Source organism: Flavobacterium movens, assembly GCF_039581425.1.
Classification (GTDB): domain Bacteria; phylum Bacteroidota; class Bacteroidia; order Flavobacteriales; family Flavobacteriaceae; genus Flavobacterium; species Flavobacterium luteolum.
Genome location: NZ_JBCPXY010000002.1, coordinates 19,253 through 41,688 on the forward strand (window position 1 = coordinate 19,253; position 22,436 = coordinate 41,688).

Annotated in this window: 23 protein-coding genes and 1 tRNA gene; 15 read left to right on the forward strand and 9 right to left on the reverse strand. The window is 33.3% G+C overall.

The window, feature by feature from the left end:
- Window positions 1–49 precede the first annotated feature (49 nt).
- The gene (locus AAYQ05_RS03520; RefSeq protein ID WP_343541181.1) at window positions 50–517 is read right to left on the reverse strand and encodes a low molecular weight protein-tyrosine-phosphatase; all 468 of its coding nucleotides are present in this window, start codon (window positions 515–517) and stop codon (window positions 50–52) included.
- 8 nt (window positions 518–525) lie between these two features.
- Window positions 526–1,953 carry a chromosomal replication initiator protein DnaA gene (gene dnaA, locus AAYQ05_RS03525; RefSeq protein ID WP_095931847.1) on the reverse strand — a complete coding sequence of 476 codons (1,428 nt, stop codon included), beginning with the start codon at window positions 1,951–1,953 and terminating at the stop codon, window positions 526–528.
- Window positions 1,954–2,140: 187 nt separating this feature from the next.
- Here dnaA and AAYQ05_RS03530 point away from each other — a divergent pair, with 187 nt between their 5' ends.
- Window positions 2,141–2,545 (forward strand): acyl-CoA thioesterase, encoded by a 405-nt coding sequence (locus tag AAYQ05_RS03530; RefSeq protein ID WP_343541186.1) that lies wholly within the window; start codon window positions 2,141–2,143, stop codon window positions 2,543–2,545.
- 31 nt (window positions 2,546–2,576) lie between these two features.
- Here the strand turns inward: AAYQ05_RS03530 and AAYQ05_RS03535 are convergent, their stop codons facing one another.
- The 3 genes from AAYQ05_RS03535 to ribD all read right to left on the reverse strand — a co-directional run bounded on the left by AAYQ05_RS03535 (window position 2,577) and on the right by ribD (window position 4,980).
- A complete protein-coding gene (locus tag AAYQ05_RS03535) occupies window positions 2,577–3,209 on the reverse strand; it encodes an IMPACT family protein (RefSeq protein WP_343541187.1) in 633 nt (210 codons plus the stop codon).
- A gap of 129 nt (window positions 3,210–3,338) precedes the next feature.
- Entirely contained in the window at window positions 3,339–3,941 is a 603-nt protein-coding gene (locus AAYQ05_RS03540; protein WP_343541188.1) for an HAD family hydrolase, read from the reverse strand.
- On the reverse strand, window positions 3,934–4,980 hold the full coding sequence (gene ribD / locus AAYQ05_RS03545) for a bifunctional diaminohydroxyphosphoribosylaminopyrimidine deaminase/5-amino-6-(5-phosphoribosylamino)uracil reductase RibD (RefSeq protein WP_343541189.1): 1,047 nt from the start codon (window positions 4,978–4,980) through the stop codon (window positions 3,934–3,936). Before ribD ends, AAYQ05_RS03540 begins: the two co-directional genes overlap by 8 nt.
- 97 nt (window positions 4,981–5,077) lie before the next feature.
- On the opposite strand from ribD, the gene AAYQ05_RS03550 reads away from it, so the two are divergent.
- Window positions 5,078–5,563 carry a GNAT family N-acetyltransferase gene (locus AAYQ05_RS03550; protein ID WP_343541190.1) on the forward strand — a complete coding sequence of 162 codons (486 nt, stop codon included), beginning with the start codon at window positions 5,078–5,080 and terminating at the stop codon, window positions 5,561–5,563.
- Between the two features lie 78 nt (window positions 5,564–5,641).
- Window positions 5,642–6,496, forward strand: a complete 855-nt coding sequence (gene prmC / locus AAYQ05_RS03555; protein ID WP_343541191.1) for a peptide chain release factor N(5)-glutamine methyltransferase — start codon at window positions 5,642–5,644, stop codon at window positions 6,494–6,496.
- 72 nt (window positions 6,497–6,568) lie between these two features.
- Here the strand turns inward: prmC and AAYQ05_RS03560 are convergent, their stop codons facing one another.
- Window positions 6,569–7,813 carry an ABC transporter permease gene (locus AAYQ05_RS03560; protein WP_343541192.1) on the reverse strand — a complete coding sequence of 415 codons (1,245 nt, stop codon included), beginning with the start codon at window positions 7,811–7,813 and terminating at the stop codon, window positions 6,569–6,571.
- Between the two features lie 238 nt (window positions 7,814–8,051).
- Between AAYQ05_RS03560 and hisS the strand changes: the two genes are divergently transcribed.
- The 11 genes from hisS (at window position 8,052) to AAYQ05_RS03615 (ending at window position 18,305) form a co-directional block, all read left to right on the forward strand.
- Complete coding sequence (hisS, locus tag AAYQ05_RS03565) at window positions 8,052–9,476, forward strand: histidine--tRNA ligase (RefSeq protein WP_343541193.1); 1,425 nt, start codon at window positions 8,052–8,054, stop codon at window positions 9,474–9,476.
- A gap of 268 nt (window positions 9,477–9,744) precedes the next feature.
- Window positions 9,745–9,815: transfer RNA gene (locus AAYQ05_RS03570), tRNA-Trp, on the forward strand.
- Between the two features lie 486 nt (window positions 9,816–10,301).
- The gene (locus AAYQ05_RS03575) at window positions 10,302–10,880 is read left to right on the forward strand and encodes a nucleotide exchange factor GrpE (RefSeq protein WP_177212351.1); all 579 of its coding nucleotides are present in this window, start codon (window positions 10,302–10,304) and stop codon (window positions 10,878–10,880) included.
- 75 nt (window positions 10,881–10,955) lie between these two features.
- Window positions 10,956–12,056, forward strand: a complete 1,101-nt coding sequence (dnaJ, locus tag AAYQ05_RS03580; RefSeq protein WP_343541194.1) for a molecular chaperone DnaJ — start codon at window positions 10,956–10,958, stop codon at window positions 12,054–12,056.
- A gap of 160 nt (window positions 12,057–12,216) precedes the next feature.
- Complete coding sequence (locus AAYQ05_RS03585) at window positions 12,217–13,146, forward strand: ABC transporter ATP-binding protein (protein WP_091133682.1); 930 nt, start codon at window positions 12,217–12,219, stop codon at window positions 13,144–13,146.
- A gap of 70 nt (window positions 13,147–13,216) precedes the next feature.
- On the forward strand, window positions 13,217–14,533 hold the full coding sequence (locus AAYQ05_RS03590; protein ID WP_343541197.1) for an ABC transporter permease: 1,317 nt from the start codon (window positions 13,217–13,219) through the stop codon (window positions 14,531–14,533).
- A 105-nt stretch (window positions 14,534–14,638) separates the two neighbouring features.
- Window positions 14,639–15,802 (forward strand): sigma-54-dependent transcriptional regulator, encoded by a 1,164-nt coding sequence (locus AAYQ05_RS03595; RefSeq protein ID WP_343541198.1) that lies wholly within the window; start codon window positions 14,639–14,641, stop codon window positions 15,800–15,802.
- Between the two features lie 103 nt (window positions 15,803–15,905).
- Window positions 15,906–16,568, forward strand: a complete 663-nt coding sequence (locus AAYQ05_RS03600) for a DEAD/DEAH box helicase (protein ID WP_343541199.1) — start codon at window positions 15,906–15,908, stop codon at window positions 16,566–16,568.
- Window positions 16,569–16,665: 97 nt separating this feature from the next.
- Window positions 16,666–16,884 (forward strand): putative signal transducing protein, encoded by a 219-nt coding sequence (locus tag AAYQ05_RS03605; RefSeq protein ID WP_091133675.1) that lies wholly within the window; start codon window positions 16,666–16,668, stop codon window positions 16,882–16,884.
- An 80-nt stretch (window positions 16,885–16,964) separates the two neighbouring features.
- On the forward strand, window positions 16,965–17,768 hold the full coding sequence (locus AAYQ05_RS03610; protein WP_343541200.1) for a Cof-type HAD-IIB family hydrolase: 804 nt from the start codon (window positions 16,965–16,967) through the stop codon (window positions 17,766–17,768).
- Between the two features lie 6 nt (window positions 17,769–17,774).
- Window positions 17,775–18,305, forward strand: coding sequence for a GNAT family N-acetyltransferase (locus AAYQ05_RS03615; protein ID WP_343541201.1), 531 nt, complete (start codon window positions 17,775–17,777; stop codon window positions 18,303–18,305).
- A 67-nt stretch (window positions 18,306–18,372) separates the two neighbouring features.
- Here AAYQ05_RS03615 and AAYQ05_RS03620 read toward each other — a convergent pair whose 3' ends face one another.
- Window positions 18,373–18,897, reverse strand: a complete 525-nt coding sequence (locus AAYQ05_RS03620; RefSeq protein WP_281633656.1) for a hypothetical protein — start codon at window positions 18,895–18,897, stop codon at window positions 18,373–18,375.
- 487 nt (window positions 18,898–19,384) lie between these two features.
- On the opposite strand from AAYQ05_RS03620, the gene mtaB reads away from it, so the two are divergent.
- The gene (mtaB, locus tag AAYQ05_RS03625) at window positions 19,385–20,719 is read left to right on the forward strand and encodes a tRNA (N(6)-L-threonylcarbamoyladenosine(37)-C(2))-methylthiotransferase MtaB (protein WP_343541202.1); all 1,335 of its coding nucleotides are present in this window, start codon (window positions 19,385–19,387) and stop codon (window positions 20,717–20,719) included.
- Between the two features lie 218 nt (window positions 20,720–20,937).
- Here mtaB and AAYQ05_RS03630 read toward each other — a convergent pair whose 3' ends face one another.
- Together AAYQ05_RS03630 and AAYQ05_RS03635 are read right to left on the reverse strand one after the other, a co-directional pair.
- Complete coding sequence (locus AAYQ05_RS03630) at window positions 20,938–21,441, reverse strand: hypothetical protein (protein ID WP_343541203.1); 504 nt, start codon at window positions 21,439–21,441, stop codon at window positions 20,938–20,940.
- Window positions 21,442–21,681: 240 nt separating this feature from the next.
- Complete coding sequence (locus tag AAYQ05_RS03635; RefSeq protein ID WP_343541204.1) at window positions 21,682–22,398, reverse strand: 3-ketoacyl-ACP reductase; 717 nt, start codon at window positions 22,396–22,398, stop codon at window positions 21,682–21,684.
- Between the last annotated feature and the right edge of the window lie 38 nt (window positions 22,399–22,436).

The window sequence follows — 22,436 nt, forward strand, 5'->3', positions numbered from 1 at the left end:
TTGTTTAAAATTAAAAAATTCAATTATCTCTTTTTTAGAAACAATTGAATTAGGAGTGTTTTTTTAGAAGCTGATCAGCAATTAAATCAGTTACTTCGTCCAGCATTTGGTAAACGTCGTCAAAACCGTTTGCGGAGCCGTAATATGGATCTGGAACATCGACGTTTTCGTCTGGGAATAAATCGTTTAAAATTAAACGAACTTTATTTTTATGCTCAGGAGTTTTAGCTAAATGAATGACATCGCGAAAATTCGAATTGTCCATTACATAGATATAATCAAATTTATCAAAATCAGAAACTTGAATTTGTCTCCCTTTTTGCGCGCTAATGTTGATTCCGTTTTTTTTAGCCACTTCAATAGAACGTTTGTCTGGACAATGGCCAACATGCCATGAGCCTGTTCCTGCAGAATCAACTAAAAATTTATCTTGAGGTAATTTAGAGGCTAAAATCCCTTCTGCTAAAGGAGATCTGCAGATGTTCCCTAAACAAACCATTAAGATTTTTACAGGCATGGTAAGTCTTAAAGCGTTAGTTTTTTATTGATGTCTTCGACAAACTTTTTAAATTGTTTGTCTGTAGAAACTAAATTGTCGACTGTTTTACAAGCGTGAAGAACAGTTGCGTGGTCGCGGTCTCCAATTTGTGAACCAATATTAGCAAGAGAAGCTTTAGTGAATTTTTTAGCAAAGAACATCGCTAGTTGTCTTGCTTGTACAACGTGCCTCTTTCTGGTTTTAGATTGAAGTGTTTCAATATCTAATTGGAAATAATCTGAAACGATTTTTTGAATATAATCGATTGAGATTTCTCTCTTTACGTTTTTAACAAATTTCTCTACAACGCTTTTAGCCAATTCAATCGTAACTTCTTTTTTATTGAAAGAAGATTGAGCGATTAACGAAATAATAGCGCCTTCAAGTTCTCTAACATTTGATTTAATGTTTCGAGCAACATATTCTAGAATATCTTCTGGCATTTCTACACCATCACGGTATAAAATGTTTTTTAAGATTGAGATACGAGTTTCGTAGTCAGGCTGATGCAATTCTGCAGATAATCCCCATTTAAAACGAGACAATAATCTTTGTTCGATGTCCTGCATGTCAACAGGAGCTTTATCTGAAGTTAAGATTACTTGTTTTCCGTTTTGGTGTAAATAGTTGAAAATATGGAAAAATACATCTTGTGTTCCTGATTTTCCTGATAAGAACTGAACATCATCAATAATCAAAACATCGATTAACTGATAAAAGTGAATGAAATCATTACGATTGTTCTTTTTTACGGAGTCAATATATTGTTGTGTGAAAATCTCGGCAGAAATATATAAAACGGTCTTTTCCGGGTACTTATCTTTTACTTCTACGCCTATAGCATGCGCTAAGTGTGTTTTTCCTAAACCAACTCCTCCAAAAATCAATAACGGATTAAATGAAGTTCCTCCAGGTTTGTTGGCAACAGCCATACCTGCAGAACGAGCTAAACGGTTTGAATCTCCTTCTAAAAAATTATCAAAACTGTAGTTCGGATTTAACTGAGACTCAATTTTTAAATTTCTAATTCCAGGAATTACAAACGGATTTTTAAGTTCAGGATTTAAGTTTTTAAACGGAGCGTCAACCTCTTGCGGTTTCATTGGCACTCTGTTGGCACTTGGTAGCTGCTCGGTAAACGGCTGTTTATTGCCATAAGTGTTCTCCATTTTAATTTTATAGAGTAACTTTGCGTTTTTTCCCAGTTCTTTGGTAAGCGCAACTTTCAATAATTTTACGTAATGCTCTTCGAGCCATTCGTAGAAAAATTTACTTGGAACCTGAATGTATAATGCGTTATCGGTTAGCTCAACTGATTTGATTGGTTCGAACCAAGTTTTATATGCTTGGTCTTGAATATTATCCTTTATAAAGGACAAACAGTTTTCCCATACCGATTGAGCAGTTTTAGTCATAGATTCAGATAAATTTTTATTATTGTTATAAAGATTCTCCTAATAAAAAAGGAGCAATTTTATTCCGTATTTCGGGATAACAAATATGTGAACAAATTTCTGTAAAAAAAAATATTTTGGTATCTAATTTTATAAAAAAAAGTTGTAATGTGGCTTTTTAAATTCGAAATTTTTTAATATTTTATAAATGAAAAATCATCAGACTCAAGTACGAGTTCGTTACTCAGAAACTGACCAAATGGGAGTTGTTTATCACGGAAATTATGTGCCTTATTTTGAGATTGGACGCGTGGAATGGCTTAGAAATAAAGGGGTTTCGTATAAAAGCATGGAAGAAAGCGGAATTGGTCTTCCAATTGTCAACATGAATATCAATTACAAAAAATCGGCGAGATACGACGAACTTTTGACAATTCACACGACTTTTAAAGGTCACTCTTCTGTAAAGATCGAATTTGACTGCGCAATCTACAATGAGGCAAATGAGTTATTAACAACAGCTACGTTTATTTTAGTATTTGTTGCGTTAAAAACGGGTCGTCCAACAGCTCCTCCAGAGTACATTTTAGAAATATTTAAATCACTTGAATAATTGTTAAAACGAATAGGATTTTGATGTTAAATTATACTAATTTAATATTGATTTCGAACATTAAATCAAAAATGCTGAACACTGTTTCGGCATTTTTTTTTCGCGTTTTTGTTACAATTTTGCCAATTGGCAATCCAGAAATTTCATCCATTTCCATTTCTTGAGACACGATTTCCAGTTTCTTTTCTTTGATAACGCGCATCACTTTATTCATGTTTTTGTAATCAAAAGAAATTAAGAATTCGACATCGATTGTCTTTTCCACTATTTCGCAAATTTCCAAAGTCTGTTGTGCCGTTGTTCGATATGCAGCTATTAAACCGCCAACGCCTAATTTTACTCCTCCAAAAATTCGAACTACTACAACAAGAACGTTTGTGACTCCAAAAGATTGTATCTGGCCATAAATTGGTGCTCCGGCGGTATTGCTAGGTTCGCCATCATCATTGGCGCGATACGAAATTTTATTTCCAACGCCTAATTGGTAGGCATAGCAATAATGCACCGCATGCGGATGTTGTTTTTTAAGGTCTTCTATTATGGGTTTTACTTCCTCTTCGTGATCTATCGGAAAAGCATAACCAAAGAACTTGCTGCCTTTTTCTTTAAACAGTATTTCTTCAGATGCAGTTGCAATAGTTTGATAAGTATCGTTAATTTCCAATTGTAAGGTTTTAAGTTTTTTTTAGCCACAGATTAAAAAGATTCTCACAGATTTTCTTTTAAAAAAGCAAAAAAGAAATCTTTTTAATCCTTTTAATCTGTGGCTAAATATTTTTTACTAGAATGTGTGTTACAATAATCCTTTGGTAAATAGATCAACAACATCTTCTTTGCCAACTTGAAGATTCCAGACTTTAATTCCTAAAGTCGCAGCGCTATCGGTATTTTCTGTTTTATCGTCAACAAACAAAGTGTTTTCTGCAATGAGATTATTTTGATCCAAAACAAACTGATAAATTTTGGGGTCAGGTTTTCTCATTCCGATATCAAAAGAAAAGTAAACTTTTTCAAAACAATTGTAAAAATCTTGGTAGAAAGAAACACCGCTCTTTTCTTCAAATGTGTTAATATGTATAGAATCGGTATTGCTTAACAAAAACAAGCGATATTTTTTTGATAACTCCTGAAGAAATTCCAAACGATAAAAAGGAAAATCTGCCAAAACAGCATTCCATGCTTTTAAGATTTCTTCTTTTGAAGCATTGGGTAATTGTTTTTGAAACCCATCAATAAAATCTTCTGGCGAAATAGATCCTGTTTCAAAAGAGAGATTTAACTGATCCAGTTCGTTATTCCATTCCTTCATTCCTAATTTTTGTAAACCAGAAATTGTGGCAGGTTTATCTAAATTGATAAAAATGTCTCCAAAGTCAAAAATTATAGCATCAATCATAATTTCTAATTTGTATTAGTTCGTCGCTTAATATGTTAGTCTTTGTGGTGTTTTTTCTTGTAATAATTGGCGCTTTTGTTCCATTTAGAAAATTCGTTTTTCCAACAAAAATTCTAGCTTCATCCCAAAGGTTTTCATCAATAAAAGATTGGAGGGTTTGTCTTCCGCCTTCAATTATTATAGATTGAATTTGATTTTGATATAAAACATCCAATAGCTGAGAAATGATATTTTTGCTAAAATCAATTACTTCAAATTGAGTGTTTTCTTTTGATGGTTTTGATTCTTTAGAAAAAATAAAAGTTTTTACAGAATCATCAAAAATAAAACTGTTTTCATCAATTCTATTGTTTTGATCTATGACTATTCGAACCGGATTGTTTCCAGCCCAATCTCTAGCATTTAATTTTGGATTGTCATTAACAACGGTTTGTGTTCCAACTAAAATAGCTTGTTCTTCTGTTCGCCATTTGTGTACTAACTGTCTAGAATATTGATTGGTAATCCAGATAGGTTTTCGATCTTGGTTGCTGACTTTTTCAGGAGCCAGAAATCCATCTTGACTTTCTGCCCATTTTAGAATAATGTAAGGCCTCTTTTTTTGATGAAAAGTAAAAAAGCGCTTATTCAGTTCGTTGCATTCATCTTCTAAAACTCCAACCGTGACATTGGCACCAGCTTCAATTAATTTCAGAATACCTTTTCCAGCCACTTTTTCATTTGGGTCAACTGTGCCGACAACCACATTCGGAATTTGATTTGCGATAATCAGATCACAACAAGGAGGTGTTTTTCCAAAATGACTGCAAGGCTCCAAGCTTACATAAATTGTAGCTTTTTTCAGCAGCGATTTATCTTTTACAGATCGCACTGCATTTACCTCTGCATGTGGCTCTCCAGCCTTTTTATGCCAGCCTTCACCGATAATTTTGTTTTCGTAAACGATCACGCTTCCGACCATTGGATTCGGATAAGTTGATCCAAGCCCATTTTGTGCCAGTTCAATACAGCGTTTTATATATTTTTCATGTATATTCACAGTGCAAAAGTAATTATTTTTGAGTTTATGACTAAGTTAAGAAACTATAGAAAAAGTATATTTACTTTTGTGTTTATAATGATTTAGAATAAAAAAAATGGTAAATTGGCTTATACGAGCAATTGAAAAAGAAGACAATCAGTCAGTTGCAAGTTTAATTAGATCAGTTTTCGACGAAATGGAAATACCAAAAGTCGGAACGGCTTACGAAGATCCATATTTGGATTTAATGTTTGAAGAATATAGCAAAGTAAAATCAATGTATTTTGTGGTGGAAAGTGATGGCGAAGTTGTAGGATGTGCTGGAATAGCGCCTTTAGAAAATGGAGATCCAAGAATCTGTGAATTGCAGAAAATGTATTTTTTGCCAAAAACTCGTGGTTTAGGAATTGGAGCCAAATTGATGGAAAAATGTTTAGAGCAAGCAAAAACTTTTGGTTTTGAAAAATGTTACATCGAAACAATGCCTTTTATGCATGCTGCACAAAAGCTGTACAGAAAATCTGGTTTTGAATATTTAGATGAGCCATTAGGTTGTACTGGACACAATTCTTGTCCGGTTTGGATGCTAAAAGTATTGTAATTGTTGTAACAAATTTGGTTCAAGGAGACTTATTTAAAAGATCAGTTTTGGCTGGTGACATAATGTTCAAAAAATAAAATGAAAATTAAACAGTACCGCACTCAATTTATCAAAGAATTATCACCTTTTTACGATGCGTACGAAGCGGAGAGTTTTTTTTATTTAATTCTCGAAGAGAAACACAAACTTCGCCAGATTGATCTGGCACTAAATCACGAATTGACTTTTGAAGGAAACGATTTTATAATTTGGGATGAATTGTTAAAGCAATTGAAGCAAGAAGTTCCGATCCAGTATTTGCTTGGAAAGACCAATTTTTATGGTTTGGATTTTGAAGTAAATGAGAATGTTTTAATTCCTAGACCAGAAACAGAAGAATTGGTCGAATGGATTATTAACGAAAATGCGAATTCAGAAAAGTCAAAAAAAATAAAGATACTAGATATCGGAACGGGTAGTGGCTGTATAGCTATTTCTTTGGCAAAAAACCTTCCAAATGCGGAAGTTGTTGCTATTGATGTTTCTAAAAAAGCAATCGAAACGGCCAAAAGAAATGCGGTAAAGAATAATGTTGATGTGACTTTTGTAATGCTGGATATTTTAAAAGAAGAAGAATTAAGATGCCAGTTTGATATCATTGTTTCTAATCCGCCTTATGTTCGAAATTTGGAAAAAAAAGAAATCAAGAAAAATGTTTTGGACTACGAACCTCATTTGGCTCTTTTTGTTGAAGATAACGACGCTTTGATTTTCTACAGAAAAATTGCTTCATTGGCAAAAAAGGCACTTCTTGAAAAAGGAAAATTATATTTCGAAATCAATCAGTATCTCGGAAAAGAAATGATTGATTTATTAGAAAATATGAATTATAATAATATTGAATTGCGAAAAGATATTTACGATAATGACCGAATGATAAAAGGAAATGTTTGAGTTTACAGTCTCAGTCACAGTTTTCGCTCACATTAGCAAATGAAAACTGAGACTGAGACTGAATACTAAAAACTATTCGTAACGTAAAGCCTCAATAGGATCTAATTTTGATGCTTTAATAGCAGGGTATAGTCCGGAAACCAATGCTACGCAAAAACTAGTTGCAAAAGCAGCAAAAATCGCCATCCAAGGAATTACAAATACGAAACTCATAGCTGTTGCAATAGCAAAACCAAGTAAGATTCCTAAAACGATTCCAATCAAACCTCCAATTTGTCCGATCAATAAAGTTTCGATAAAAAACTGAAAAGCTACGGTTGATCTTTTTGCTCCTAAAGCTTTACGGACACCAATTTCGCGGGTGCGTTCTGTAACCGAAACAATCATAATATTCATTAAAGCGATTGAAGATCCTAAAATGGTAATAACAGATATAATCCAAGCAGCCCAGCCTAAATATTTTGTAATGCCTAAAATTCGGTTTATTAAATCGTCACTGCGTCCAATTCCGAAATTATTGTCACGAACAGGACTCAGTTTGCGAACTCTTCTCATGGTGCTTGTGGCATTGTCGACAGCTTCGTCTAAAAGTTCTTTTTTAGAAACCATCACGCTGATGGTATAGTTGATATCTGGTGCAGAAAACAAAGATCTTGCAACCTGAATCGGAATCAAAACACGCAAGTCTTGACTGTTTCCAAAAGTAGAGCCTTTTTCTTTTAGAACACCAATGACCTTAAATCTTGCTCCGCGAATCGAAATGATTTTATCTATCGGATTTACATCTTTTAAAAGTCCTTTTTCAAAATCTGAACCGACAACGCACGAATATGTGTTGTTGTCAATGTCAAACTGGTTAAAAGAACGGCCCAAAGTGGTTTCTAAGCCAGAATTGTTGATGAAATGTTCGTCAACGCCAACAACTGTAATTTCTGGATCTGTTTTAGTGTCTAAATATTTTACTTCAGCTTTTGAGGTTGCGGTAAAAGAAAGTGATGTTTCCGTAAAAGGATATTTGTATTTGTTTTTAAAAGCAACAGCTTCAGGGTATGAAATAATTGGATTGATTACTTCGCGCTCATTTCCGCCACGATTTCGGACCTTATTTTCATATTGATTAATGTTGAAAGTATTAGCTCCCATCGAAGCAAAATTGGTCGAAATTGTGTTTTCTAAAGCAGAAACTACGGTCAAGATGCCAACCAAAGCGGTAATACCAATAGCGATAATTAAAACGGTAAGAATAGTACGCAGAATTTGTGTTTTGATAGAACCAAAAGCAATTCGGATATTTTCTTTAAATAATTTTAGCATCATGACCAATTTGTCACGAAAATACGGTTTTTGTTACAAGTTTGTTTTCGAAGTGTTATTATTTATTTTAAAAAGTAAGATATTTGCAGACTTAAATTAAGTCGAAAGTTGGAAAGTCATAATGGCGAAAGTCTAAAGCGCCAGCAATCAAAAAAACGTATATAAATTAATTTTAAAGGTTTTTGAATTTAAGTTTCAAAAGAAATCTAAAATCTAAAATCAATAATCTAAAATAAAAAAGATGGCTTCAAAACCAAGTATACCAAAAGGAACAAGAGATTTTTCACCAGCTGAGGTGTCAAAACGTCAATATATTATTCAGACTATAAAAGCAAATTTCGAAAAATTTGGTTTTCAGCCAATCGAAACGCCTTCGTTTGAAAATTCAGATACCTTAATGGGGAAATATGGAGAAGAAGGAGATCGTTTGATTTTTAAAATTTTAAATTCAGGTAATTTTTTCTACAATAAAAGTAAAATTGAGTTGCCTGAATCAATCGAAGAATTACAGCTGAATTCTGCTGAAAAAATAACTTTAGAACAAAGAATTGAGTTGAATAAATTCACAGGAAAAATTTCTGAGAAAGCATTGCGTTACGATTTGACTGTTCCGTTTGCAAGATATGTTGTGCAGCACCAAAGTGAAATTGAGTTTCCTTTTAAGAGATACCAAATTCAGCCAGTTTGGAGAGCTGATAATCCGCAAAAAGGACGTTTTAGAGAATTCTTTCAATGTGACGCCGATGTTGTTGGTTCAAAATCGCTTTGGCAAGAAGTTGAATTGGTTCAATTATATGATACTGTTTTTACTTCTCTAGGTTTAGAAGGTGTTACAATTAAAATCAATAATAGAAAAATCTTATCTGGAATTGCTGAGGTAATTGGAGCTTCAGATAAATTGATCGATTTTACAGTTGCTCTTGACAAATTAGACAAAATCGGAGAAGACGGCGTTAAAAAAGAAATGATCGAAAAAGGAATTTCTGAAGAAGCGTTGGTAAAAGTACAGCCACTTTTCGGTTTTTCAGGAACTTTTGCGGACAAAATTGCGCAGCTTTCGGACTTATTGTCTTCTTCTGAAGAAGGAATGAAAGGAGTTGAAGAATTAAAGTTTATTTGCGACAATGTGGCTGATTTAGGTTTGTCAACCGCAACCTTAGATTTAGACGTGACATTAGCTCGTGGTTTAAATTATTATACTGGAGCTATTTTTGAAGTTGCAGCACCAAAAACGGTAGCTATGGGTTCTATCGGCGGTGGCGGAAGATACGACGATTTGACGGGTATTTTCGGCTTGAAAAACATGAGTGGTGTTGGAATCTCTTTTGGATTGGATAGAATTTATCTAGTTCTTGAAGAATTACAATTATTCCCAGAAACTGTTGCGGCTACTTCGAAAGCAATATTCTTGAATTTTGGAGACAAAGAAGCTTTGTATGCTTCAAAAGCAATTCAGAAATTAAGAATAGAAAACATAAAAGTAGAGCTGTATCCAGATAATGTAAAAGTTGGTAAACAATTTCAATATGCAGATAAACGTTTAATTCCTTTTGCAGTATTGGTTGGAGATCAGGAAATTAATTCGTATTCATATACGCTTAAAAATTTAGTGACAGGAGAGCAGGTTTCTGTAGATTTCGAAGGTTTGAAAAATGCATTAATCTAAGAATCAGATTTAAAAGATTTTGGTTCACGCCCCCTATAGTTATAAGGATTGTAGATTTGGGCAGATTTAGTTTGATTTTTTACAGATAAAATCTGTCTAAATCTTTTTAAATCTGCGTGAAATATTGAAAAATATTTTACAGAGTTAACTGTCTGAAACAAAAGTTTTTGCTTCAGATTCCTCAGATTTAAAGGGTTTTCTTTTAAAATCTCTTCTTGAAATAGTTGCTGGTGAAGAAAAAAAACTCTTAATTTGCCAACCTTAAGTTACGGGCGTAGTTCAAGGGTAGAATAGCGGTCTCCAAAACCGTTGATGGGGGTTCGAATCCCTCCGCCCGTGCAAAAAAAAGTTTTTTATCGAAAAGAACGCAAAGATTTTTATCCAAGAATAAAAAAAAAGTTCGCAAAGCTATATTAATGCAAAGCTTTGCGAACTTTTTTTTTATAAAACTTAAGAGTAAAAAACTTAGCGTTCTTTGCGGTAAATTTTTTCGTTTTCAGCTTTTGTCATTAATACATTAAAGATGAAGAAAGTATAAAAAAAGCTTCGTCTCTGTAAGACGAAGCTTTTTTTTAATATAAGGTAAACTTGAATTAATAATTATTTAGAGGCCTAAGCCAAACCTTAAATTCAATTTTTGGTGGTAATAATTTGTGTTTTATTGGACTCAAAGATAAGATAAACTAAAACGTAATAGTCTTAAAATTATAATAAATTTTTCTAGCTTGCGAACGTTTTTTAAACGCCTCAAAATTAATAAAGTGACAATTTGACATTTTATAAGATTTGGCAGTACTTTTGCAATCCAACAGAAAGAAATAAAAAATGAAGTTTAAGAATATTTTTAAAAATAAAAGTAATATGACTACGGAAAATACAGAATTCGATCAGGAATTAGACGATGTAACGTTAGAGAACAATGCCAACGGAGAGCAGTTAATTGTTGAAGAATTAAGTGTTGAGGAGCAATTAGCTAAAGACTTGGCTCACGAAAAAGATAAGTTTTTGAGATTATTTGCTGAATTTGAAAATTACAAAAAAAGAACTTCAAAAGAGCGTCTTGAATTATTTAAAACGGCAAACCAAGAAGTTTTATTGGCTATGCTTCCAGTTTTAGATGATTTTGATAGAGCCGCTATAGAGATCAACAAATCTGAAGATGAAAACTTGAAAAAAGGCGTTGAGCTAATTCATGAAAAACTGAAAAGTACTTTAGTTTCTAAAGGCTTAGAGCAAGTTGAAATTCAGGCAGGAGATGCTTTCAACGCTGATATTGCTGAAGCAATTACCCAAATTCCAGCACCATCTGATAAATTAAAAGGGAAAGTTGTAGATGTAATTGAAAAAGGATACAAATTAGGAGAGAAAATTATTCGTTACCCTAAAGTTGTAGTTGGAAACTAAAAGCAATTAAGATTCTGAAATTCAATTTTTAAAGATTGGAGATTGGAGTTTTAGATTTAGAATTTAACCTAAATTATGAAAAAAGATTTTTACGAAATACTAGGCATTTCAAAAAATGCTGATGCTGCTGAAATTAAAAAAGCTTACAGAAAAAGTGCGCTTAAATACCACCCTGATAAAAACCCAGGCGACAAAGAGGCAGAAGAAAACTTCAAATTAGCGGCAGAAGCTTATGAAGTTTTAAGTGATCCGCAGAAAAAAGCGAAATACGATCAATACGGTCATCAAGCATTTGATGGTTCTGGCGGATTTGGCGGTCACGGAGGTATGAACATGGATGACATTTTCAGCCAATTTGGTGATATTTTTGGTGGCGGATTTGGAGGTTTCGGAGGCGGAGGTCCTCGCCGTGCGAAAGGAAGCAATCTTCGAATTAAAGTTAAACTGACTTTAGAAGAAATTGCAAATGGAGTTGAGAAAAAAGTAAAAGTAAAACGTAAAGTTCAGGCAAAAGGCGTTACTTATAAAACTTGTACCACTTGTAACGGACAAGGTCAGGTAATGCGAGTAACCAATACCATTTTAGGAAGAATGCAATCTGCATCTACTTGTCCTACTTGTGGAGGTTCTGGCCAGATTTTAGATAAAAAACCTTCTGAGGCAGATGCTCAAGGAATGGTTCAGGAAGACGAAACAGTATCAATCAAAATTCCTGCTGGAGTTGTTGACGGAATGCAGTTAAAAGTTGCCAACAAAGGTAACGATGCGCCAGGAAACAGTATTCCAGGAGATTTAATTGTTGCGATTGAAGAAGTCGAGCACGAATTCTTGAAGCGTGAAGGAGAGAATGTTCACTACGATTTATACATCAGTTTCCCTGAAGCAGTTTTAGGAGCTTCTAAAGATATTGAAGCAATCAACGGAAAAGTTCGTATTAAACTGGAAGAAGGAATCCAATCTGGAAAAATTTTAAGATTAAAAGGGAAAGGTATTCCAAGTTTAAATGGTTACGGAAGTGGAGATTTATTGGTTCACGTAAATGTTTGGACTCCAAAAACATTAAACAAAGAACAAAAACAATTCTTTGAAAATGCTTTAAATAACGAGCATTTTACTCCAAGTCCAGAAAAGTCTGAAAAATCATTTTTTGAAAAAGTAAAAGACATGTTCTCTTAATCTGAACTTTTTTTAAATGTTATAAATAATAAAAACCCATTCTATCATAAAATAGAATGGGTTTTTTGCGTAATATGACACAGATTCGCTACTAATTATTTACTTTTACAGTCGCTGAACCGTAATGGGTAAAGTGACGCAGTAAATCCTTAAAAATAACATGAGTAACTTACTTGAAGTACATAAAGTCATAAAAAAATATGGCGACTATGTAGCACTTAACGAAGTTTCATTAAATGTGCCTAAAGGCAGTATATATGGACTTTTAGGTCCGAATGGAGCAGGAAAAACTTCCCTTATCAGAATCATAAACCAAATTACAATGCCTGACAGCGGTGAAGTAATTTTGGATGGAGAAAAATTACAGCCAAAACATGTGCAGACAATTGGCTATCTGCCAGAAGAACGTGGTTTGTACAGCTCAATGAAAGTAGGTGAGCAATGTCTTTATCTGGCTCAGATGAAAGGTCTTTCTAAAGCCGAAGCCAAAAAACAGTTAGACTATTGGTTTGATCGTTTGGGCATTCAAGGATGGTGGAATAAAAAAATCCAAGAGCTTTCTAAAGGAATGGCGCAGAAAATTCAGTTTGTGGTTTGTGTTTTGCATAAACCAAAACTTTTGATTCTAGATGAACCGTTTTCTGGATTTGATCCTGTAAATGCTAACATAATTAAAGACGAAATTCTGGCATTAAAAGAACAAGGTTCTACCATTATTTTTTCGACACACCGAATGGAAAGTGTAGAAGAATTATGCGAGAATATTGCTTTAATTCATAAATCAAATAAACTGATAGAAGGAAAAGTTGTCGATGTAAAACGCCAATTTAGAACAAACAGTTTTGAAGTCGGAATTTTGACTAATAATGTTGAAGGTTTGATGTATGATATCACTCAAAAATTTACGGTTTCGCCTGCTAGTTTTAAATCTTTAAATGATGATTTAAAATTAAATATTCAGATTGGAAACGCAAGTCCAAACGAATTATTGAATGTTTTAACACAGCGTGGACAAGTAACACATTTCGTTGAAAAAATTCCGAGCATAAACGATATTTTTATCCAAACGGTTACTGAAAACAAAATTTAAAAATTCCAATATAAAAATTCCAAATTCCAAGCTTGTAAATTGGAATTTAAAATTTGAAAATTAATTATTTATGAGCATCATCTCGTTGATTATAAAAAGAGAATTTATTGCTAAAGTCCGCAATAAATCTTTTGTTGTCATGACATTTTTGAGTCCGCTTTTATTTGTGGCTATAGCTGTTTTTATTGGCTATTTAAGTTCTATGAAAGCAGAGACAAAAAGAATTGCCATTCATGACGAAACTGGAATTTTTGTTTCAGATTTTTTAAAAGAAAATAAAAAAGGAGCCGAATTTAAATATGTAAATCTGTCCGAAATTGAAGTGAACGCTTTAAAAGACAGTATTACAAAGGAGAATTTCAATGGATTAATTGTTATTCCGAAAACAAAAAACAGAAAAGATTTAGAAAGTAAAATCGAATTTATTTCTAATAATAGTCCGAGTATTTCTTTTATTGAAAACACGCAGGATATTATTGCTAGTAAAATCACGAAACTAAATCTGGAAGAAGAAAAATTGGATACTGTGGCGATTCAGAAAGCACAGTCAAATGTCAATATTCATTTGGTTAAGGCTTCTGGAGAGGAAAGCTTAAAAGGTTTAAACGAAATTAAAATCGGAATTGGCGGTGCCTTTGGCTATTTAATTATGATGTTCATTATCATCTATGGAAACATGGTAATGCGAAGCGTAATCGAAGAGAAAACAAATCGAATTATAGAGATTATTATTTCATCTGTAAAGCCGTTTCAGCTTATGATTGGAAAAATTGTTGGAACTTCACTAGCTGGAATCCTGCAATTTATAATTTGGGCTATAATTGGTTTAGGATTAATGTTTGCAGCTTCGGCATTTTTTGGAGTAAATGTTGGACCGACAGCAAGAATTTCACCAGAGATGATGCAAACGGCTCAACATCAATTTTCAGGTTCTGCGCAAATGTATATTGCAGAATTATGGAATCTGCCAATTGCAAGCATTATAATTGGTTTTGTAATTTATTTTATTGGAGGATATTTTTTATATAGCTCATTTTATGCGGCAATTGGAGCAGCGGTTGACAATCAGACCGATTCTCAGCAGTTTTTATTGCCAATTTTAATGCCTCTGATTTTGAGTGTTTATATCGGATTTTTTACTGTAGTAAATGATCCTCACGGAACTGTTGCCGTTGTATTTTCGATGATTCCGCTTACATCGCCAATAGTTATGTTAATGCGTATTCCGTTTGGTGTGCCGTGGTGGCAAATTGCAATTTCGGTATCATTATTGTTTGCTTCATTCTTCCTTGTTGTCTGGTTCGCAGCCAAAATTTACCGAATAGGTATTTTAATGTACGGCAAAAAACCGACTTGGAAGGAATTGTATAAGTGGCTAAAATATTAATTTAGAGATGCTAAGCTACTAAGGTTCTAAGATGCTAAGTTTTTTAGTTTCTTGTAGAAAAACCTCAGTACCTTAGTATCTTAGAACCTTAGAACCTCAAAAAAAATGAGTAAAATACTAATTGTCGAAGACGAAGCAGCGATCAGAAGAGTTTTGGTAAAGATATTATCAGAAGAAAATGATACCTATCAGGTTGATGAAGCCGAAGATGGAGTTGCTGGACTTGAAAAAATAAAAAACAACGATTACGATTTGGTTTTGTGTGATATCAAAATGCCAAAAATGGATGGTGTTGAGGTTTTAGAAGAAGTAAAAAAGATAAAACCAGAAATCCCGATGGTAATGATTTCGGGGCATGGCGACATGGAAACTGCAATTCAGACTATGCGTTTGGGGGCTTTTGATTATATTTCGAAACCGCCAGATTTGAATCGTTTGCTAAATACAGTTCGTAATGCTTTAGATAAAAAACAATTAGTAGTTGAAAATAAAATCCTAAAGAAAAAAGTCAGTAAAAATTACGAAATGATTGGTGATAGCGAATCAATCAATCATATCAAAATAATGATCGATAAAGTGGCTCCAACGGAAGCCAGAGTTTTGATTACTGGACCAAACGGAACGGGAAAAGAATTAGTAGCGCATCAGCTACATGAAAAAAGTGAGCGTGCTGGTTTTCCTTTAATCGAAGTAAATTGCGCGGCGATTCCAAGTGAGTTGATCGAAAGCGAATTATTCGGACACGTAAAAGGTGCCTTTACATCGGCAGTGAAAGATCGTGCCGGGAAATTTGAAGCTGCTGACAAAGGAACTATTTTCTTGGATGAAATTGGAGACATGAGTCTTTCGGCGCAAGCCAAAGTTTTGCGCGCGCTTCAAGAGAATATGATTACCAGAGTTGGTGCCGATAAAGATATAAAAGTCGATGTTCGTGTCGTTGCCGCAACCAATAAAGATTTAAAAACAGAAATTGCCGAAGGTCGTTTCCGTGAAGATTTATATCATCGTCTAGCTGTAATTTTGATAAAAGTTCCGCCATTGAATGAAAGACGTGACGATATTCCTGCTTTGATTTCGCATTTTGCCGAAAAAATTGCTTCAGAGCAAGGAAATGCGGTAAAATCATTTTCTGCGCAAGCTATAAATTTATTACAGGAATACGATTGGACAGGAAATATCCGTGAACTGCGAAATGTGGTCGAGAGATTAATCATTTTAGGTGGAAACGAAATATCTGAAACAGATGTGAAAATGTTCGCAAGCAAATAAATGCTTCGCGCTTTAGGCTATAAGCTTTAGGCTTTAAGCTTTTATAGAAACTAAATAATTTTTGCTTACAGCGTATAGCTTAAAGCTTAAAGCTCAAAAAAAAATGAAACTAAAAAAAATAAACGAGAAATTACAAGACGCCTTAATTGAAAATGGTTTAACAGAAGCTAATGCTTTGCAGCTGGAAACTTTTTCAACGATAAAAAGCGGTGCAGATTGTGTGATTATTTCTCCAAAAGGAAGTGGAAAAACAACAACAATTGTTTTAAATGTTATTCAGCAATTGGCTGGTAAAACGGAAGAATCTCCTCGCGCTTTAATCATTGTTGAAGACAAAGCAAAGGTTTTAGAAATGGTTGAGCTTTTTGAGAAATATGGAAAATATACCAATTTGGAAGTTTATGGCGTAAACGAAAAAGGCGACATGGATTACGATAAAAATTATGTTTCTACTGGGATTGATGTTTTGATTGGAACACCGACCAAATTAAACGATATGTTTAGTACGGCAGGATATAACGTAAATCGTCTAAAAATGTTTATTCTAGATGATGCAGATCCGATTTTGAAGTTACGTCATGAACCTAAAATTATGCGTATCTCAAATAGTATTGCCAAAACACAACGCTTGATTTTTGCCGAAACTTTAACAGAACGTGTCGAAATATTGGCAGATAAAATGTTGGTAGAACCATATTTGTTTGATATGGATGAAGAAGGGGAAGAAGAGCTTGATGAAGACGAAGACGATATTGAAGAAGAATAATTTACAATAAAGTTTTCAGTCCCGGTTTTCAGTCTCAGTAACTGAAAAGCGGGATTTTTTGATTTAGAAATTAATAGAATAAAAAAAATAAAACGCTATGGGATTAATGAAAGTATTTTCTGGAAGTGAAGTATTAGCAATTGCTTTGCAGGAAAGATTAGAAGAAGCTGGAGTAGAAACAGTAAAAAAAGACAATATTCAATCAGCTCGTTTAGGTGGTTTTGGCCAGACAGATTTGGCAGTTGAGGTTTTTATTCAAGAAACCGATTTTGCAAAAGCAAATCCGGTTATTGAAGAATTTAGAATGAGCCTTTAAAAAGTATTCAGTCGCAGTCTTCAGTTTTCAGTGTGGAACTGTGACTGGAAACTGCGACAGCAAACTGCAAACTAAAAAAAATGCAATACAAAATGTTAGTGCTCGACATGGATGACACCTTGTTGACAGACGATCATAGAATTTCAGATTTAAATAAAAAAGTAATATTAGAAGCACAAGCAAAAGGCGTTTATGTTGTTTTGGCTTCTGGAAGACCAACTACAGCAATGACAGCTTATGCAAAGGAGTTGGAATTGGATAAAAACGATTCGTATATGATTTCGTTTAATGGAGCAATAATTAGCCGTGTCAAAGACGATTTGGTTTTGTTTGAACAAAAGCTGACTGTAGAGCAAATTCATGCCCTTTATGATTATAGTGTAAAGAATAATGCACATATTATCACATACTTGGATGATGAGATAATTAGCGAAACAGATTCTGAGTTTATAGAAGTCGAAAAAGAAATTACTGGAATGGCGCATCATAAAGTTTCAAGCTTTAAAGATTATGTAGACAGACCAGCAGTTAAATGTATTTTATTGCAAGATCCAACTTATTTAAAAACCTTAGAAAAAGATTTAATGGAGGCAATGCCACATTTAAGTGTTTCGATGTCTAAACCATTTTTCTTAGAAGCGGCTCAGCAAGGCATTGATAAAGCAGCGAGCTTGAAACTTTTAGCTGAAAAGCTAGGAATTCATCAAAGTGAGATTATTGCAGTTGGAAACGCAGGAAATGACTTGACAATGATAGAATATGCAGGTTTAGGAGTTTGGGTTGATAATGTAACCCCCGAATTGCGTGATAAAGCCGATTTAATTGTAGCTTCAAATAATGATGATGGTGTTGCTGAGGTAATAACACGTTATATTTTAAACTAAACTAAAATGAAAAAAACAATTGAAACGGAACGTTTGCTTTTACGGGAATTAGAATTTTCTGATGCTGATGGAATGTTCGAATTGGATTCTAATCCGAATGTACATTTATTTGTTGGAAATAGACCTGTAAAACATATTGATGAAAGTATTGAATATATCAAATTTGTTCAGAAACAATACAAAGATCTAGGAACAGGACGTTGGGCTGTTGTTTTGAAAGAAACAAACGAATTTATTGGCTGGTCTGGAATTAAATTTATTACAGATGAAATCAATAATCACAAAAACTTTTATGAGCTAGGATATCGTTTTATCGAAAAGCATTGGGGAAAAGGTTATGCAACTGAAGCAGGAAAAGCTTTTATTGATCATGCTTTTAATGAAATGAAAGTAGAAGTGCTTTATGCTTTTGCAGATGCTGGAAACGAAAATTCTAGAAAGATTTTAGAAAAACTAGGTTTCCATTTTGTGAACTCTTTCGAATATCAAGAAGAATTAGAAGTTTGGTACGAACTTAAAAATCCAAACTCAAACTAAGAAATGCATTCCAAACCTTTACATACTTAAAAGTCAGTAAAGATTTGGAAACAAATCAGAGTTATAATTATTTTTTAGCTACAGAAACAAAATATTTATTTCCGTCACCCATAGTTAATTTTACACGCTCGTCGCAAAGATCGATTGCAAAATTTGCACTTTCGTAACAGCTGCAAGTTGTATTTTTGTCTTTAGACATTTCTGTTTTACAGTTGTTGTTTTTAAAACTTGCCAATTGTGGTGTGTATAAGCTAACCAAATCAGTAGAAGCAGTTACTAACGAAATAATACTTGCAGAATTGTTATTTGTAATTCTGTATACAATTCTATCGGTATAATTTACTTCGTTAACAGTTACTTTACGAATGTAGGTATAAGCTGTAGATCCTTCACCTGGTTCTTTTACTTCAAATTTAAAACCAACAGCACGAATAGCAACGTCAAATTGCTGCTGAGAGTTTAAGCTTGCCCAAGATGTTAATGTGCTAATAGAAGGAAATGGATTTGCATTTGCAGCTGGAGCATTAGTTTGCGCTTGCGAACTAAAAATGGTTAAGAACATCAAGCAGATTGTGGGTAAAAATGCTTTCATAAAGTGGTATTTGTTATTATAATTGTTGCCTACTCTCTTTGGTTTTCGGCTTTCCCATTTCATTTTGTAACACAAAACAACAACATAACGAGTAAAATTCAAAATTGTTATGACTGAATTATTATTAAATTAATTAAAGGGTACTAAAATTCTTTAATATGAATTTATTGGCAACTCGATTCATAACAATGGTAAATGTAAGAAATTTTGAATTTAAAACAGAAAAAAATGTATTTAATCGATAAAATTTGCGTTTGGTCGATTATTTTGTCATTTTATTCTTATTTGAAAGCCAAAATCTGAAAAAATGCAGGCTTTTACTTTTTTAAAAATAAAATAAAAAAATTAAGTTTTTTAATGTTTCTAAATTAACGTTAGCGCAAATTATTGATTGGAAGTCCATTAATTGCTTTCTTTTGATGAATATTGTTTGTAAATTTGCAGCCTTAAATTTTTTGACAACGATTTCATTAATTTAAGACAGATTATGGAAAATAGAAAAAAAGTTGCCTTTTATACGCTGGGTTGTAAACTGAATTTTTCAGAGACTTCTACAATTGCCAGAAATTTTAATGACGAAGGTTTTGACCGCGTTGATTTTGAAGAAATAGCAGATATTTATGTCATTAATACTTGCTCTGTAACAGAAAATGCAGATAAGCAATTTAAGCAGGTAGTTAAGAAAGCAATGAAGCTAAATGATAAAGCTTTTGTTGCTGCTGTTGGCTGTTATGCTCAATTAAAACCAGAAGAATTAGCCGCGGTTGATGGGGTTGATTTGGTTTTGGGAGCTACAGAAAAATTCAAAATCACCGACTATATTCATGATTTGAGTAAAAACGATATGGGTGAAGTTCACTCATGTGAAATTGCCGAAGCCGATTTCTACGTAGGAAGTTATTCTATTGGAGATCGTACAAGAGCATTTTTAAAAGTTCAAGACGGTTGCGATTATAAATGCACGTATTGTACGATTCCGTTAGCTCGTGGAATTTCTAGAAGTGATGCTTTAGAAAATGTATTGAAAAATGCCAAAGAAATTTCGGCTCAAAACATCCGCGAAATTGTTTTAACAGGTGTAAATATTGGAGATTACGGAAAAGGGGAGTTCGGAAACAAAAAACACGAACATACTTTTCTAGATCTAGTACAAGCTTTAGATAAAGTAGAAGGAATTGAGCGTTTGAGAATTTCGTCAATTGAACCAAACTTGTTGAAAAATGAGACAATCGAATTTGTTTCTAAAAGCCGAACTTTTGTACCGCATTTCCATATCCCATTACAATCAGGAAGCAATGATATTTTAAAGTTAATGAAACGTCGCTATTTGCGCGAAGTTTATATTGATCGTGTAAACAAAATTCGCGAGGTAATGCCTCACGCTTGTATAGGTGTTGATGTTATTGTTGGTTTTCCTGGAGAAACAGATGAGCATTTCTTAGAAACCTATCATTTCTTAAATGATTTAGATATTTCGTATTTACACGTATTTACGTATTCAGAAAGAGATAATACAGAAGCGATAGATATGGAAGGAGTTGTTCCTTCAAATGTGAGAGCAAAACGCAGTAAAATGCTTCGTGGCTTATCGGTTAAAAAGCGTCGAGCTTTTTATGAAAGCCAGTTAGGAACAAATAGAACGGTACTTTTTGAAAGTGAAAATAAAGAAGGATACATTCATGGATTTACAGAGAACTACGTAAAAGTAAAAACACCTTGGAATCCAGAATTGGTAAACACTTTGCAAGAAATCAACTTAACTAAAATTGATGAAGATGGAAGTGTGCGTTTGGAGTTTTTGAATAAACTGGCGGAAGCTTAATTATTTCACAGAGATACACCAAGATTTCACAGAGATACACCAAGATTTCGCAGAGATACACAAAGTTGATTTAAAATTGCGATGTCGAAGAGACGCGCTGTAGTGTGTGCACAAACATAAAAAAACAAGAAAGCTCTTTTAATTCATAAAAGAGCTTTTTTTATTATACTTCTTCGCGAATCTCTGCGAAATCTTGGTGTATCTCTGCGGTAATAAAATCAATTATCACCAATAACCAATTTCAAAGAATTAATGTAATCGGTATCAAATTCTATAACTCGAATTTTTTCGGGATTAAAATCTAATTCTCCTCCAAACTGACCTTTTGTGTCTAGAAAATCAATTGTCAACTCTTCGTCATTCAATTTTATTAGTTTTCCTAAATAAGCAGATTTAGATGATTTTTTGGCGATTTGAAAAATGCCATATTTCTTTGAAACATAATTAATAATTGAAGCTAAATCTTTGATTGGGATAATATCATCAGAATTGATTTTTAAGCCTTTCAAACGAATTACTTTTTCTGTAAAGGCCAGATCATGATCTCTATTTACAGCTTCAATGTTTTTATTTCTCAAAATAACAAAACCATCCAAAACAAAATCTACTGGATTATTTCGAAGCAAAATCCAATCATCAGAATAATCAATTAAAAATCCGCTGAAAATTTCTTTTTTATCCTGAAATTCTATTTCGACCAATTGTCTTAAATATTGTTCCATTGTATTTTTTTAAAAATCCAATACTTAAATTCCAAATTCCAATTGCAGTTGAAATTTAAATTTTAAGTTTAGGATTGGTTAGAACTTTGTCAAAGTTTAAAACTTTGACAAAGTTGGTCAGATTTTTTTGAAGGCTTTAATATTTTAAATACCAATATTTAAATTCCATATTCCAATTGCTTTAAGATTGGAATTTGGAATTTCAAAAATTTGGAATTTCAAAAATTTGGAATTTATTCATTATGGATTAGTAGACCAAATACTGCTATTCTTAATGAAGACTCTTCGGTTTAGTTTTAACTGAGCAATAATTAAATCTGCCATATCTTCAGATTGCATTACTTTTTCCGGGTTTCCGTCAGTTAAATTTAGATCTTTTGCCATGTCAGTGGCAACTGTGCTTGGAGTTAAAGCAGTAACGCGAATGTTGTGTTTTCTCATTTCCTGCATTAGAGAATCAGTTAAACCTAAAACAGCAAATTTTGAAGCACTGTAAGCACTTGTCAAAGCATTTCCGTTTAATCCAGCAGTAGATGAAATATTAATAATATCGCCAGTTTGTCCTTCGATCATGTTTGGAATTATCGCACGAGTTGTGTAATATGTTCCCATTAAATTTACCTGAATAATTCTTTCCCAAGCTTCAGGTTCCAATTCTAAGAATTTTCCAAAAGAAGCAATTCCAGCGCTATTAATCAAAATGTCGATACTTTTAAATTCTGCGATTGCTTTTTCAGCAGCAGCATTTATAGAATTGATATCAGAAACATCTGCAGACAAAGCCAAAGTTTTTACGCCAAGGTTAGCAGTTTCTGCAGCCAGCTCATCAATATCTTTTTGAGTTCTTGAAACCAAAATCAGGTTTACACCTTCTTTTGCTAAAGCAATTGCCACAGCTTTTCCTATTCCTTTTCCTGCGCCTGTAATAAAGGCGTTTTTATTTTTTAAGTCGGTCATGATTGTGTTTTTAGAAATGCAGAAAGCATCATTTTAAG